Annotated in this window: 13 protein-coding genes; 3 read left to right on the top strand and 10 right to left on the bottom strand. The window is 64.4% G+C overall.

Features of this window, described 5'->3' with window-relative positions:
- Positions 1-2 precede the first annotated feature (2 nt).
- The 8 genes from F6B93_RS07780 to F6B93_RS07745 form a co-directional block, all read right to left on the bottom strand.
- Positions 3-977 carry a bifunctional riboflavin kinase/FAD synthetase gene (locus F6B93_RS07780; protein WP_211698579.1) on the bottom strand — a complete coding sequence of 325 codons (975 nt, stop codon included), beginning with the start codon at positions 975-977 and terminating at the stop codon, positions 3-5.
- 64 nt (positions 978-1,041) lie between these two features.
- Positions 1,042-1,734 (bottom strand): manganese-binding transcriptional regulator MntR, encoded by a 693-nt coding sequence (mntR, locus tag F6B93_RS07775; RefSeq protein ID WP_211698578.1) that lies wholly within the window; start codon positions 1,732-1,734, stop codon positions 1,042-1,044.
- Positions 1,735-1,863: 129 nt separating this feature from the next.
- Positions 1,864-4,821, bottom strand: a complete 2,958-nt coding sequence (locus F6B93_RS07770; protein WP_211698577.1) for a PPE family protein — start codon at positions 4,819-4,821, stop codon at positions 1,864-1,866.
- Between the two features lie 303 nt (positions 4,822-5,124).
- Positions 5,125-6,405, bottom strand: a complete 1,281-nt coding sequence (locus F6B93_RS07765; protein WP_211698576.1) for an acyl-CoA dehydrogenase family protein — start codon at positions 6,403-6,405, stop codon at positions 5,125-5,127.
- Between the two features lie 6 nt (positions 6,406-6,411).
- Positions 6,412-7,626: a lipid-transfer protein gene (locus tag F6B93_RS07760; RefSeq protein WP_211698575.1), complete on the bottom strand. Its 1,215-nt coding sequence runs from the start codon at positions 7,624-7,626 to the stop codon at positions 6,412-6,414.
- A gap of 111 nt (positions 7,627-7,737) precedes the next feature.
- On the bottom strand, positions 7,738-8,643 hold the full coding sequence (truB, locus tag F6B93_RS07755; protein WP_211698574.1) for a tRNA pseudouridine(55) synthase TruB: 906 nt from the start codon (positions 8,641-8,643) through the stop codon (positions 7,738-7,740).
- On the bottom strand, positions 8,640-9,341 hold the full coding sequence (gene pptT, locus F6B93_RS07750) for a 4'-phosphopantetheinyl transferase PptT (RefSeq protein WP_211698573.1): 702 nt from the start codon (positions 9,339-9,341) through the stop codon (positions 8,640-8,642). The genes truB and pptT overlap by 4 nt, the downstream gene beginning before the upstream one ends.
- Positions 9,338-10,315: a metallophosphoesterase family protein gene (locus F6B93_RS07745; protein WP_211698572.1), complete on the bottom strand. Its 978-nt coding sequence runs from the start codon at positions 10,313-10,315 to the stop codon at positions 9,338-9,340. The genes pptT and F6B93_RS07745 overlap by 4 nt, the downstream gene beginning before the upstream one ends.
- Before the next feature lie 147 nt (positions 10,316-10,462).
- On the opposite strand from F6B93_RS07745, the gene F6B93_RS07740 reads away from it, so the two are divergent.
- Complete coding sequence (locus F6B93_RS07740; protein WP_211698571.1) at positions 10,463-11,047, top strand: DUF3558 domain-containing protein; 585 nt, start codon at positions 10,463-10,465, stop codon at positions 11,045-11,047.
- A 35-nt stretch (positions 11,048-11,082) separates the two neighbouring features.
- Positions 11,083-12,744 (top strand): CocE/NonD family hydrolase, encoded by a 1,662-nt coding sequence (locus F6B93_RS07735; protein ID WP_211698570.1) that lies wholly within the window; start codon positions 11,083-11,085, stop codon positions 12,742-12,744.
- Position 12,745: 1 nt separating this feature from the next.
- Here the strand turns inward: F6B93_RS07735 and F6B93_RS07730 are convergent, their stop codons facing one another.
- Complete coding sequence (locus F6B93_RS07730; RefSeq protein WP_211698569.1) at positions 12,746-13,303, bottom strand: DUF1802 family protein; 558 nt, start codon at positions 13,301-13,303, stop codon at positions 12,746-12,748.
- Positions 13,300-13,569: a DUF2277 family protein gene (locus F6B93_RS07725; protein ID WP_211698568.1), complete on the bottom strand. Its 270-nt coding sequence runs from the start codon at positions 13,567-13,569 to the stop codon at positions 13,300-13,302. The genes F6B93_RS07730 and F6B93_RS07725 overlap by 4 nt, the downstream gene beginning before the upstream one ends.
- Positions 13,570-13,605: 36 nt before the next feature.
- Here F6B93_RS07725 and F6B93_RS07720 point away from each other — a divergent pair, with 36 nt between their 5' ends.
- Positions 13,606-14,355 (top strand): enoyl-CoA hydratase, encoded by a 750-nt coding sequence (locus F6B93_RS07720; RefSeq protein ID WP_211698567.1) that lies wholly within the window; start codon positions 13,606-13,608, stop codon positions 14,353-14,355.
- Positions 14,356-14,360: the final 5 nt, after the last annotated feature.

Raw genomic sequence — 14,360 nt, 5'->3', positions numbered from 1 at the left:
AGTTAATCCCCGCGTAGCAACGCGCGCACCCGATCGATGTCTTTACCCATTGCGGCCACCAACTCCGGCACCGATGCGAACTTCTTCTGGCCGCGGATGCGCGCAACGAAATCCAGCGCCACGTGCTGGCCGTACAGGTCAGCGCTGGTGTCGAGCACGAACGCCTCAACAGTGCGGGTGCGTCCCGAAAACGTCGGGTTGGTCCCCACGGATACCGCGGCCCGGTAGCGCTCACCGGGGACGACGGTGCCAGCCACCGGCCCGTGTCCCAGTACCGTGAACCAGGCGGCATACACACCGTCGGCGGGGATCGCCGAGTACATCGGCGGCGCCACGTTCGCGGTGGGAAAGCCCAGCTCCACGCCCCGACCTTCGCCGCGAACCACGACGCCTTCGACCCGATGCGGTCGGCCCAGGGCTTCCGTGGCGGCCACCATATCGCCGGCGTCCACACAGGACCGGATGTACGTGGACGAAAACGTCACCGTCTCGTTGCGGTGGTGCTCTGTCAGCAGCGACATCGACTCCACGGCGAACCCGAACCGCTCACCGGCCCGTCGAAGCGTGTCGACCTTGCCGGCTGCCTTCTTGCCGAACGTGAAGTTCTCGCCTACGACGACCTCCACCACGTGCAGATGCTCAACCAGGAGTTCGTGGATGTAGCGGTCCGGCGTGAGCTTCATGAAATCAGTGGTGAACGGCATCACGAGGAAAACATCGATGCCCAGGTCTTCGACGAGTTCGGCACGCCGGGTCAGCGTGGTCAGTTGCGCCGGGTGACTGCCGGGATACACCACTTCCATCGGGTGCGGATCGAACGTCATCAGCACGGCCGGCACCTCGCGTGCGCGTCCGGCCTTCACCGCGTGCGCGATCAGTTCGGCGTGCCCCCGGTGCACGCCGTCGAACACACCGATGGTGAGCACGCACCTGCCCCAGTCAGTCGGGATCTCGTCTTGGCCGCGCCACCGCTGCACGACCGCCAGCCTACGGCGTGCAGTGCCGGGGCGGGGTTGTTGTCCACCGTGTTCCCTGGCGCCGCTAAGCCACCACCCAAATCGCGCGAGCGGCCGGACTCCCCAACTCGACGGTGACCTGGTCGCCGCCGGAGGCTTCGATCGACACCGAGATCATGCCGGCGAATTCGCGCCGCGCCAACACTCGCAACCGCGAGTCCAGGTTGATCCCGACGCTGTCGAAGTACCGCAGCATCTGCGGGTCGGCATCGGAGATGCGGGCCACGGTACCCGTATCACCATCGTGGCAGTCCCACAGCTGCCTCGCCGGCGGGGTCGGCACCTGCCCGTCGGCAGCAGGGATCGGGTCGCCGTGCGGATCGCGACGCGGGAACCCCAGCTTGGCGTCGATACGCGCAACTAGGCGATCCGATACCGCGTGCTCGAGCACCTCGGCCTCGTCGTGCACCTCGTCCCAGCCATAGCCGAGTTCGTTGACCAGAAATGTCTCCAATAGCCGGTGCCGGCGCACCATCGCCAGTGCCACGCGCCGCCCCGAGTCGGTCAACGCCACCGCGCCGTACTTCTCATGGTCGACCAACCCCTGCTCGGCCAGCCTGCGGATGGACTCCGAGGCTGTGCTGGCCGACACTCCGATCTTCTCCGCCAGCATCTTGGTGCTGACCTTCTCCTTGGACCACTCCTGAGCGGTCCAAATAACCTTGAGATAGTCCTGAGCAACCGCGGTGAGACCGCCAGGCTCCTCATCAGCGCTCACAACCAGAGAGTCTAGGCAACGACGCCGCTGTGCCACCGAGTCCGACGTGCCCGCGTGCACCAATGAGATCGGGGCAGCGCCCGCGCTGCCGCCGTTGCCGCCGCTCCCGCGGTCCCCGGGCGCCCCGGGCTACGGCGTTGTGCCGTGCAAAAGCCACCCTGCGAGCCTGTGACCGGTGCTTCCTAGGCCCGAAACCAGGCTGTTGTCGAAGAAGGGCAGGGTGCCCAAGTTCCCGAGGCCCGACACACCGCTGCCGAGATTCGAGAACCCCGAGGAGCCGGCACCGAAGTTGTTGAAGCCGGAGGCAAAGGACAGCGCCGACGGATTGACGTTGAACAGACCCGAGAGACCCGAGCCGCTGTTACCGAAGCCCGAACTGCTCCCGGGGCCCGTGTTGAAAAAGCCCGACGATCCGGTGGCACTCGAATTGAAGAAGCCGGGCGGCGGCGGGATGACAAGCTGCGCGATAGAGGTGCTGGGCAGGGTGACGCTGGGGATGGTGAGCTCGGGAGTGGTGAAACCACCGATCCCGATGGAAGCGATAGTGAATGGCGGGGTGGTGATCTCCGGAATCCCGATAGGCGGCAGTGTGAGACCACCAACACCCACCGCAGGCAACGTCAACGGTGGCGTCGTGATCTCCGGAATGCCAACCGGCGGCAACGTGAAACCCTCAACACCCACCGCAGGCAACGTCAACGGCGCCGTCGTGATCTCCGGAATGCCAACCGGCGGCAACGTGAAACCCTCAACACCGACCGAAGGAATGGTCAACGGCGCCGTCGTGATCTCCGGAATGCCGACCTGCGGCAACGTGAAGCCCTCAACACCGAGCGAGGGAATGGTCAACGGCGGCGTGGTGATCTCCGGAATGCTGACTTGCGGCAACGTGAAGCCGTCGACCGCGACGGAGGGAATGGTGAACGGCCCAGTTGTGCTGATGCTGGGGAAATCGAAGCCGCCGATGACGATGCCGGGAAGGGTAAAGCCGAAGAAGGAACCGTTTGCAAATGGCGGGTCAGGAATGCCGGGCGGGGGCGCTATCCCCGGATCCCCAATCAATATTGGACCCAGAAAGGATGGTTGGAGGAATATCGTCCCGAGGACGTTGCTCCGCACCAAGGGAACCTCATTACCGTTAAAGCCGGTTATTAGGACCGTCGGCGTGATCAGGGCGGGAAAATCGAATGCCGGTAGGCTTATCGACGGTCCGGTAAATTCATTGAAGGTCAGCGTAGGTGTAGTCAACACGGGTATCGTTATTTCCGGCAGATTGAGCCCGCCCACCGTAATATCTGCGGGCGTCGTCGCCGCGGGAATAGATATCGAAGGCAACGCAATCTCGGGCAACGCAAACCCGCCCACCGTAATATCTGCGGGCGTCGTCGCCGCGGGAATAGATATCGAAGGCAACGTTATCTCGGGCAGACTAAATGCACCGATCGTGATATCGCTGGGCGTGGTCGCCGCCGGAATAGTGATCGACGGCAACGTAATCTCCGGCAGACTAAATGCACCGATCGTGATATCGCTGGGCGTGGTCGCCGCCGGAATAGTGATCGACGGCAACGTAATCTCCGGCAGACTAAATGCGCCGATCGTGATGTCGGCGGGCGTGGTGGTCGCCGGAATGGATATCGACGGCACCGTTATCCCTGGCAGGTCGAAACCGGGGACGCTAATCCCGGGTAGACTTATGGTGGGGAGTGTTATATCAGGTGTATTGATTCCAAAGGTGAGGCCGCCCTGGCCATTGGCCGTCCACATGAAGCCGTTATTCATGTTGCCCACGTTGAAAGCACCGGTGTTGATGTTGCCCGCGTTCAACAGGCCGGTATTGAGGTCGCCCGTGTTGAAGCTACCCGTGTTGGACGAGCCCGGGTTGGCGTCGCCCGTGTTGTAGCTACCCGTGTTCACGCTGCCCGTGTTTGCGTCGCCGACGTTAAAGCTGCCAGTGTTGAAAGAACCCGCGTTGATAAAGCCCGTGTTGGCTTGACCGGTGTTCCATAAGCCGGTGTTGTAGTTACCGGAGTTTCCGATACCGAAGTTTCCGGTCCCCGAATTGAAGAAACCGATGTTTCCGTTGCCCGAGTTGAATAGGCCGAGATTATTTGCGCCTGAGTTGAGGCCGCCGATACCGACTTGGTTGTCACCGACCAGCCCGAAACCGATGTTGTTGTTGCCGGTGTTGCCAAAGCCGATATTCCCGATGCCAATATTCGCGAAGCCTAGATTGGAGCTGCCGAGGTTTCCGGGGCCTACGTTGAAGCTGCCGAGGTTTCCGGAGCCGACATTGTTGTCGCCGAAGTTTCCGGAACCGAAATTGTTACTACCCAGGTTTCCGTTGCCGAAATTGAGGAAGCCCACGTTTCCGCTGCCGAGGTTGGTGATGCCAAGGTTGGCAACGCCCAGGTTGATGGCGATCGTCCTGCTCGGCGCCGCCGCCGCGGCGGCGGCACTCGCAACGGCGCCGCCCTCGATCGGGATGGCCGCAGCCACACCGCCGGCCGCGCCGGACACGCTGGCCGTCGCCGCGCCGACGATCTGGGCCGGTAGGCCGGCCAGATTCGGCACCGGCCGGACAAACGGCGTCAGCCGCGCGGCGGCCGCCGAAGCCCCAGCGTGATAGCCAAACATCGCGGTGACATCCTGAGCCCACATCTGCTCATAAGTCGCCTCAGCGGCCGCGATCGCCGGGGCGTTTTGCCCGAACAGATTTGACATCACCAGCGACACCAGCTGAGTGCGGTTGGCGGCGATAATCGCCGGATTCACCGCAGCGGCCCGCACAGCTTCGAACGCACCCCCAAAGACGCGGGCCGCAACGGCCGCTTGATCGGCCTGGGTTGCTGTGGTGCTCAACCATCCTGCGTACGAAGCAGCCGCCCCGACCATGGCCGCCGCCGCCGGGCCCTGCCACGCCTCCCCCGCCAAGGAAGAAGTCAGCGAGCTAAAGGAACTCGCCGTCAAAGCCAATTCGGCGGCCAACCCATCCCAGGCCACCCCCGCCGCCAACATTGGTCCCGCTCCGACACCGGAAAAAATCCGTGCTGAGTTGATCTCGGGCGGCAACAAGAGAAAATTCACGCTGCAAACTCCCTCTCTCGACTACCTATAAATCACGCGCTGTATTTCCCTATCCCGATTTCGATATCGCGCGCAGTATTTGCCTTTTCAATGCGCTCATCCAGCCATACGTGACATAACAATCCACGTCGGTGGCTATCGCCCCTGGCTGAAATGTGGTTCTATCCGGCTTTCGCTGTCAGTTCGCCACGACGCATTGCTATCAGTTTCTACGGCGTCGACCGGAAACATTCAATAGGCGCTTTGTCGTATTCTGCTAGGAGCGGGTGGCACCGCGCGCCATCCAATCCACATTCGTCGGGCTCAGACCAGCAGACCCTTGGCGATGTGGGTCACCTGTACCTCGTTGCTTCCGGCGTAGATCATCAGCGACTTCGCGTCGCGGGCCAGCTGCTCGACCCGGTACTCGGCCATGTAGCCGTTGCCGCCGAATAACTGCACGGCCTCCATGGCAACGTCGGTGGCGGCTTCCGACGAATACAGTTTGATCGCGGAGGCTTCGGCCAGCGTCGGCGCTGTGCCGGCTTTGAGCCGCTCCAGGGTGACAAACACCATGTTCTGAACATTGATCCGAGCGACTTCCATCTTGGCCAGCTTGAGCTGAATCAGCTGAAACTGTCCGATGTTCTTCCCCCACAATGTGCGAGTCTTCGCGTAATCCACACAAAGCCGATGGCATTCGTTGATGATGCCCAGCGCCATCAGTGCCACACCGAACCGTTCGACAGCGAAGTTGGCCCGCGCACTATCGCGGCCGTCGTCATCACCGTGCTGCTCCGTGCCGCCGAGCAGACGATCGGGGGTAAGCCGAACATTGTCAAAGAACAATTCCCCGGTCGGAGAGGACATCATGCCCATCTTCTTGAACGGCTTGCCCTGCGTCAGGCCGGGCATGCCGGCATCGAGAACGAAAACGAGCACCGGGCGGTTCCGCCGGTCAGGCGCGGTGTCATCGGCATCGCTGTCGACGAGTTTGGCACTCAATTTCGCATAGACCACGAGAACGTCGGCGGCAGGGCCGTTGGTGATGAATGTCTTCTGGCCGTTGAGGATGTAGTCTTCGCCGTCGCGCTTGACGTGAGTCTTCATGCCGCCGAACGCATCCGAGCCGGAATCCGGCTCGGTGATCGCCCACGCCGCTATCTTGTCCAGCGTCATCAGCGATGGCAGCCAGCGCTCTTTTTGGGCCAGGGTGCCGCGGCTCATTATTGTCGCTGCTCCGAGGCCGATGCTCACCGCCACGGTGCTCAGCAACCCGATGCTGACCCCCGCGAGTTCGGAAACCAGCACCGCGGCCATCGATCCTTGGGCACCCAACCCGGCGAAGGAGTCCACGCTGGGGTTCTCACTGGACCCGCGGTGTCCATCAGGAGCGGCCTGCTTGGCACGTTCCCGATCCAGCATTGTCTTGACCGATTCGGAGGCCAGCGCGTCGAGTCCGAACTGGCTGAACAGCTTGCGCATGATCGGATACGGCGACAGCTCGCCGGTTTCCAAGGCGTCGGTGTGCGGGCGGATCTCCTTGTCGATGAATTGGCGCACGGCGTCGCGCATCATCAGATCGGTATCGGACCACTCGAACATCGCAGGTTACCGCTCGGCGCGCTGATAGGCGGTGACGACGGCGGCGCCGCCCAGCCCGATGTTGTGCTGCAACGCCGCTGCCACACTCTCGACTTGACGCCGGTCCGCGGTGCCGCGCAGCTGCCAGGTGAGTTCGGCGCACTGCGCCAACCCGGTCGCACCGAGGGGGTGTCCCTTGGAGATCAGGCCGCCGGAGGGGTTGACCACCCAGCGTCCGCCGTAGGTCGTGTCCCCATTGTCGATCAGTTTCGGCGCCTCACCCGGGTCGCACAGACCGAGGGCCTCGTAGAGGAGCAACTCGTTGGCCGAGAAACAGTCATGCAGCTCGATCACCTGGAAATCCTCCGGCCCCAGACCTGCCTGAGCGTAAACCCGTTGCGCGGCTTGTACGTTCATGTCGTAGCCGATGAGATTCTTGGCGGTACCATCGAACGTCGAGGAGAAATCTGTCGTCATTGCCTGGCCAACGACCTCCACCGCCTGGCTGGCCAGCCCGTGGCGGTCGACGAACGCCTCCGAGGCCAGGATCGCCGCTCCCGAACCGTCGGAAGTCGGCGAACATTGCAGCTTGGTGAGCGGGTCATAGATCATCCGCGACGCCAGGATGTCGTCGAGCGTGTAGGCCTCCTGGAATTGCGCAAACGGATTGTTCACCGAGTGCTTGTGGTTCTTGAAGCCGATCTTGGCGAAGTGTTCCGCGGTAGTGCCGTAGCGCTGCATGTGTTCGCGCCCGGCCGCGCCAAACATCCAGGGCGCAACCGGGAAGGCTAGGTCGGCGATCTCGACCAGCGCCTTGACGTGCTTGTCCATCGGTTGGGTGCGATCGTCGTACGCCGACGACAGCGATCCGGGCTTCATCTTCTCGAATCCCAGGGCGATGGTGCAGTCGGCCAATCCGCCGCGGATCGCCTGCGCCGCCAGGAATAGTGCGGTGGAGCCCGTCGAGCAGTTGTTGTTGACGTTGACGATGGGAATGCCGGTGAGGCCCAGTTCGTAGAGCGCCCGCTGGCCCGACGTCGACTCGCCGTAGACGTACCCGACATAGCCTTGCTCGACTTCGCGGTAATCGATGCCGGCGTCGGCCAGCGCGTTGGTACCCGATTCCCTGGCCATGTCGGGGTAGTCCCAGCCTTCGCGGCGTCCCGGCTTCTCGAATTTCGTCATGCCAACGCCGATGACAAAGACCTTGTTGGACCCGTTGGTAGACATTTTGTTAGGCATCTCGGCCCCTTCCACACGGCTCGGAATTGGCCCATCGGCGCGCCGCGGGCCGTCTCATCCCAGTGTGCGCCCAACCCGAGCAGAGCCGTTGGCCGGGACCCCTGTCGCCCCTTATAGCGTCGCCGGGCGGATCACGACCACCGATTTGGTCCGCGCCCCCTCGTCGCGCAGCAGTGCGATTACCCGCCCGCCGGGATCAGTCACTCCATAGACGCCCTCGATACCGGCGGGCGACAGAGACCGACCGTTGCTGGCGGCCTCGGCCTCCTGGGTAGTGAGATCGCGACGCGGAAACATCAGCAGGCAGGCCTCGTCCAGGCTCAGATTGAGCCGCGGCCGCTGCCCCAGCTCGTCGAGGGTCAGTGCCCGATCCACGCCGAAGTGCCCGACGCGCGTGCGACGCAGCGAGGTCAAATGCCCGCCCACCCCAAGCGCATCACCGAGATCGCGGGCCAGCGCCCGGATGTAGGTTCCCGACGAGCAGTCGACCTCGACGTCGAGGTCGACAACGCCGGGTCGTCGCCTGGTGGCCACAATGTCGAAGCGGGCGATATGCACCGGCCGGGCCTGCAGTTCGACAGTCTGACCCTCGCGAGCCAATTGGTAAGCGCGACGCCCGCCAACCTTGATGGCGCTGACCGTCGAAGGAACCTGTTTGATCTCACCACGCAGCCCCGCGACCGACGCTTCTATTGCCTCTGGTCTCAGGTGCTCGGCCGAGACGGAGGACACCACCTCGCCTTCGGCGTCTTCAGTGGAGGTGGCCTGGCCGAGACGGATCGTGGCAGCGTACGACTTCGAAGCCGCCGTGAGTAAACCGAGGATCTTTGTGGCGCGGCCGATTCCGATTACCAGCACGCCGGTGGCCATCGGGTCCAGGGTCCCGGCGTGCCCCACCCTGCGGGTGGCGAAGATGCGTCGGCATCGCCCCACCACGTCGTGACTGGTGATCCCCGCTGGCTTGTCGACAATGACAAGTCCAGGATCGCAGCCCTGACCTTTGGCGCTGGCACTCATAGCACGATCGCGGTCAGCACCAGCCCCCGCTCGACGGACCACCGCCCGGTCAACCGTCTCAGCGGAGGACCCTGCGGGGTGGATGGGTCTATGAGGATGCGGGATACGAAACGGCCCCTGGAGGGCCCGGATTCAGATGTGCCGGGGTTGTCCGCTTCGAAGGTGATGTGGGCGTCTTCGAAGCCCAGCCATCTCTTGGTCAGCGGAAACCAGGCTTTGTACGTGGCCTCTTTGGCGCAGAACAAGATTCGGTCCCAATGCAGGGGCGCAGGAATCTGGCGGGGCATTTCGCTGCGCTCGGCCGGCAGGCTGATGGCGTCCAGCACACCGTCGGGTAACGCATCGTGGGGTTCGGCGTCGATCCCGACCGAACGCACCACGCTACCGCGCCCGACCACCGCGCCGCGATAGCCGGTGCAATGAGTGAGACTGCCGACTACGCCGTCAGGCCAGCACGGTTCTCCCTTGTCGCCCTTGAGGATCGGTACGGGCGCCACCCCGAGCTGACCCAGCGCAGCGCGCGCGCAGTGGCGAACGGTAATGAATTCGTTGCGGCGCTTGGCGACGGACCTAGCGATCAACGACTCCTCTTCCGGCAGAGCGGTGAGACCGGGCGGGTCGGAGTACAACTCCGCGTGCGCCAGGTCGTCGGACACCGTGCCGGGCAACAACGACGACACCAGCGTGGTCGCCGTCATCGTGATTGCCGCTGCCGCAATCGTTCTCGAAACTGCGTGTGTTGGGTCCGCATCTCGGGGGTGATCACGAAATGGCCGCCGAAATCATTGAGGTAGCCGGGTGCGTACTGCGGATCCGGTAGCACCTGGCGCAGCCAGCCGTACGGCTTCCGGCGCCGCCATTCACGCGGGTAGCCCACGGACACTTCTTCGAACCGCACGTCGTCATACCAGGTTGTTCGGGGAATGTGCAGGTGGCCGTACACCGAACAGATGGCGTTGTAGCGGGTGTGCCAGTCGGCGGTCTTTGTCGTTCCGCACCACAGCGCGAATTCGGGGTAGTACAGCGCGTCGCAGGGCTCTCGTACCAGCGGAAAGTGGTTCACCAAGACCGTCGGTTGCATCCAATCAAGCTCTTCAAGACGGACCTGCGTGGCCCCGACCCGCTCGCGGCACCAGGCTTCGCGGGTCGGGTACGGCTCCGGGGAGAGCAGAAATTCGTCGGTGGCTACCACGTTACGTTCCCGGGCGATCGCCACACCCTCGGCTTTGCTGTTGGCGCCCCGCGGCAAGAAGGTGTAGTCGTACAGCAAGAACATCGGCACGATCGTGGCGGGGCCGCCGCGTTCCGTCCACACCGGGAACGGGTGCTCTGGGGTGACGACGCCCATCTCGTCGCACATGTTGACCAAGTATTCGTAGCGATCGCGGCCGAAGATCTGCATCGGATCCCGGTTGGTGGTCCACAGTTCGTGATTGCCAGGTACCCAAATGACCTTTGCGAACCGCCGCCGCAGCAGATCGAGCGCCCAGCGAATCTCGTCAGTGCGTTCTGCGACATCGCCGGCGACGATCAGCCAATCGTCCGGCGAGGACGGGTGCAGCGATTCAGCGACCGGCTTGTTGCCGAGGTGACCGGTGTGCAGGTCGGACACAGCCCACAGCGTGGGTTGCCCCCCGCTGGTCGGGTCCTGTCCCGGTACTTGCCTGGCCACGATTAACCACCCTAACGACCCCGTGAGATGTTCGCCGGCCAGCTTGCCAGTTCTCCGGCCGGCTAGAACAAGTTCTTGTTCCACTGTGACGGCGGGCACACGACTTGTACACTCCGGGCAAAGAGACCGCCGAGACAAGGGGGCGTCGTGTTCACCAAGGTGCGACTGATGGGAGCGCTTGGGGCACTACTCATGGCGGTGATAGTGAGCATGATGGGCTGGCAAGACGTCCCGGACCTGCCAACCGGCGGCGGATCCGTCGCGCTGCGGTCGACCGCCGAGCCGATGAATACCACCATGAAAAGTCCGATCGTGCCGGTGACGGATCCGACCCCGTTCGACCCCTGTGACGACATCCCGTTCGAGGCCGTGCAACGGCTGGGCCTGGCATTCACACCGCCCGAACATCAGGATGGGCTGCGTTGCCAGTTCGACGCGGGCAACTATCAGTTGGCCGTCGAGGCGATCGGCTGGCGCACCTACGCTCAGACACTGCCCGCGGACGCAATCGAGACCACTGTCCAGGGGCATCGCGCTGCCCAGTACTGGGTGGTGAAGCCGACGTACCACAACAGCTTTTGGTACTTCTCCTGCATGGTGACCCTCAAGACGAGCTACGGGGTGATCCAGCAGTCACTGTTCTACTCCACGGTCTACTCCGAGCCCGACGTCGACTGCCCATCGACCAACCTGCAACGAGCAAACGACCTGGCACCTTACTACAAGTTCTAGTCTTGGTACTTGCCGCAGAGTCCTAACCTGGGGTTGTGAGTACCACATCCGCGCGTCGGGAGCAGCCGAAGTTGCGCACGCTGACCGGACGAGCCGGGGGCCGGGCACTGGGCGGACTATTGGGTCTGCCCCCCGCCACGACTGGCTACACCGTCAGCCACGTCCGCGTCCCGATGCGCGACGGCATTCACCTGGCGGCCGACCACTACGCACCCACCACATCAAGGCCCACTGGCACCGTGCTGGTCCGCGGCCCGTATGGGCGCGGGTTCCCCTTCTCGTTGGTCTTCGCCAGGTTGTATGCCGCCCGCGGCTATCACGTCGTGCTCCAGAGCGTGCGGGGCACCTTCGGCTCCGGCGGCACGTTCGAGCCAATGATCAACGAGGCCGCCGACGGTGCCGACACGGTGACATGGCTACGCCAGCAGCCATGGTTCACGGGGCGGTTCGGCACCGTCGGAGTGTCGTATCTGGGATTCACCCAGTGGGCGTTGCTGCAGGATCCGCCACCGGAACTGGCGGCCGCCGTCATCACGGCGGGGCCCCACGACCTCAGTTCCTCGGTATGGGGCACTGGATCATTCGCGATCAGTGACTTCCTGGGCTGGAGCGACCTGATTTCCAACCAAGAAGACCCGGTGCGCGTCCGAGTCGGCATCCGCCAGCTAACCTCTCAGCGCAGAGTTGCGCGCGTGGCCGCCGCGTTGCCGCTCGGCGAGTCGGCCCGTAACCTGCTCGGCGCGGGAGCGCCGTGGTTCGAATCGTGGGTCGCACACCACGACCAGAACCACCCATTTTGGGACCGACTGCGCATCGGCCACGCGCTGGATCGCGTGCAGGTGCCGGTCCTGCTGCTGGGCGGCTGGCAAGACATTTTCCTGCGACAGACACTGCAGCAGTACCAGCGGCTCCGCAGCCGTGGGGTCGACGTTGGGCTGACCGTCGGGCCATGGACACACACCCAACTGCTCAGCAAAGGGTTGGCGATCAGCGCCCGGGAATCCCTGGCCTGGCTGGACACCCACGTGGGCGGGGGTCGCGCCGCGCATCGCCCCAACCCAGTCCACGTCTTCGTGACCGGGCAGGGCTGGCGCCACCTACCTGACTGGCCGCCGGCAACCACCCAACGTGAGCTGTACTTGCAACCGGGCGGAAGTCTGGGCGAGCTCGCGCCGGCGCCGGGAGCGTGTCCGGCCACCTTCCGTTACGACCCCGCCGACCCGACTCCCACAACCGGCGGTCCCCTGCTCGCACCCAGCGGCGGATACCGCAACGACAGCCGTCTTGCGAGGCGCTCCGACGTACGCACCTTTACCGGGGCCACGCTCACCCACGATCTCTACGTCCACGGAGCCCCAATCGTCGAGCTGGTGCACTCGTCGGACAATCCACATGTCGACCTGTTCGTCCGGGTCAGCGAGGTCGACGCGAGAGGCCGGTCCCGCAATGTCAGCGACGGCTATCAACGACTCGGTGATGCGCCCGAAACCGTACGCGTTGAACTCGATGCCATCGCCCACCGCTTCAGTGCCGGTTCGCGAATCCGCGTCCTGGTCGCGGGCAGTTGGTTTCCCCGCTACGCCCGCAGCCTCGGTACCCCCGAACCGACGCTGACCGGCCGCGCGTTCCGGCCCGCCACCCACACAGTGCACCTCGGACAATCCCGCCTGCTGCTTCCCGTCGGCGGGGCTGCCTAACTCAGCCAACGGCGTCGCGAACCCGCGCCGCAACCGCGGATAGCGTGGCCTCGTCGTGCACCGGAGCACCCAACGTGAAATCAACGGCTGCTGTCACCGGTAGCTGCACCCAGCTGGTGCAGCCGGCGTACTCGCGGCTACGGTTGAGCCGCACCGGCTGCACAAGCGGAACGGCGGACACCACCAGCACGGTCAATGTGTGCTTGGGCCGAAAGTCGAGCCGATCGGCGCGAACGGACTCAGCGGTCCAGATGTGTAGGTCTTCGATTGCCCCGAGGCCCTGCGGCCGGTTAACCGGCAGTGCGGCAACAACTTTCGCTGCACCACGGATATCCAGGTGCTCGTCGGTGCTGTCGGCGGCCGCCGAGACCAGCAGATCTCGGTGTTCCGGGCGAACCCGCTCCGCGTGACTGTGCGCCACCGTCGGGAACAACAAGAACTCCTCGACCGCCACGTCAAACCGCTTCTCGCCAATGCCGCCCTTGCGTAACAATATGGTCTGTCGACCGTCGAGCAGCGCATGCACGGCGGCACTCCATTCTTTCAGCCCCAGCGTCACGTCGATCTCGCAATCCGGGCGAGGACATCCGGGCGGCGCAACGGCGGCACGGTCTTTGGCGGCCGCCGGCGTGGTGTCAGCTCGACCAATAGCCGCGTTGTCGTCGCGCTGACCTCGGCAACAGCGGCCTCGAATGCTTCGGCGTTGGCCGCCGACGGGTGGGTAATGCCGCTGACCTTACGTACATATTGGCGTGCCGCCGCCGCGATCTCCTCGGCTGTGGCCGCGGGCTGCAGGCCGCGCAGTTCGGTGATGTTCCGGCACATGTCTGCCACGATAGGCCAGCCCTCTACCGTGATGTCATGACCGCCGATATCCTGCTGATCGATACCGAGGAGCGGGTCCGCACCCTCACCCTCAACCGCCCCGAGTCCCGTAATGCGCTGTCCCGGGCGCTGCGGGCGCAGTTCTTCGCGGCCTTGGCCGACGCTGACGGCGACGATGACGTCGATGTCGTCGTTCTCACCGGCAGCGATCCGGTGTTTTGCGCGGGACTGGATCTCAAAGAGCTGGGCGAGCAGTCGGCACTGCCGGATATCTCACCGCGATGGCCGGCGATGACCAAGCCGGTGATCGGTGCGATCAACGGCGCCGCGGTCACCGGTGGGCTCGAGCTGGCGCTGTACTGCGACATCCTGATCGCCTCAGAGCGGGCGCGCTTCGCCGACACGCATGCCCGAGTGGGCCTGCTGCCCAGCTGGGGCCTCAGCGTGCGGCTGCCACAGAAGGTGGGGGTGGGCCTCGCCCGACGGATGAGCCTCACCGGCGACTACCTCTCGGCCGCCGATGCGCTCCGGGCCGGCCTGGTCACCGAGGTGGTGGCACACGACGAGCTGCTCGGCGCCGCACGCCAGGTCGCGGCGTCCATCGTCGGCAACAACCAGCACGCGGTCCGCGCGCTGCTGGCGTCCTACCACCGCATCGACGAATCCCAGACCGCCGAGGGCCTGTGGCTGGAAGCGACGGCCGCAAGGCAGTTCCGCACGAGCGGTGACGACATCGCGGCTAACCGCGAGGCCGTGCTGCGACGTGGACGCTCCCAGGTGCGCTAGCCATG

The organism is Mycobacterium spongiae, from assembly GCF_018278905.1.
GTDB classification, from domain to species: domain Bacteria; phylum Actinomycetota; class Actinomycetes; order Mycobacteriales; family Mycobacteriaceae; genus Mycobacterium; species Mycobacterium spongiae.
Note: the sequence above shows the minus strand (reverse complement) of the source record. Positions and strands in the feature narration are given on the sequence as shown.

What these genes read in the sequence shown, in the direction of transcription:
- F6B93_RS07720 (WP_211698567.1), top strand. Translation starts at nt 13,606, where the DNA reads ATGACCGCCGATATCCTGCTGATCGATACCGAGGAGCGGGTCCGCACC.
- pptT (WP_211698573.1), bottom strand. Translation starts at nt 9,341, where the DNA reads ATGACGGCGACCACGCTGGTGTCGTCGTTGTTGCCCGGCACGGTGTCC.
- F6B93_RS07725 (WP_211698568.1), bottom strand. Translation starts at nt 13,569, where the DNA reads ATGTGCCGGAACATCACCGAACTGCGCGGCCTGCAGCCCGCGGCCACA.
- F6B93_RS07765 (WP_211698576.1), bottom strand. Translation starts at nt 6,405, where the DNA reads ATGTTCGAGTGGTCCGATACCGATCTGATGATGCGCGACGCCGTGCGC.
- F6B93_RS07760 (WP_211698575.1), bottom strand. Translation starts at nt 7,626, where the DNA reads ATGCCTAACAAAATGTCTACCAACGGGTCCAACAAGGTCTTTGTCATC.
- truB (WP_211698574.1), bottom strand. Translation starts at nt 8,643, where the DNA reads ATGAGTGCCAGCGCCAAAGGTCAGGGCTGCGATCCTGGACTTGTCATT.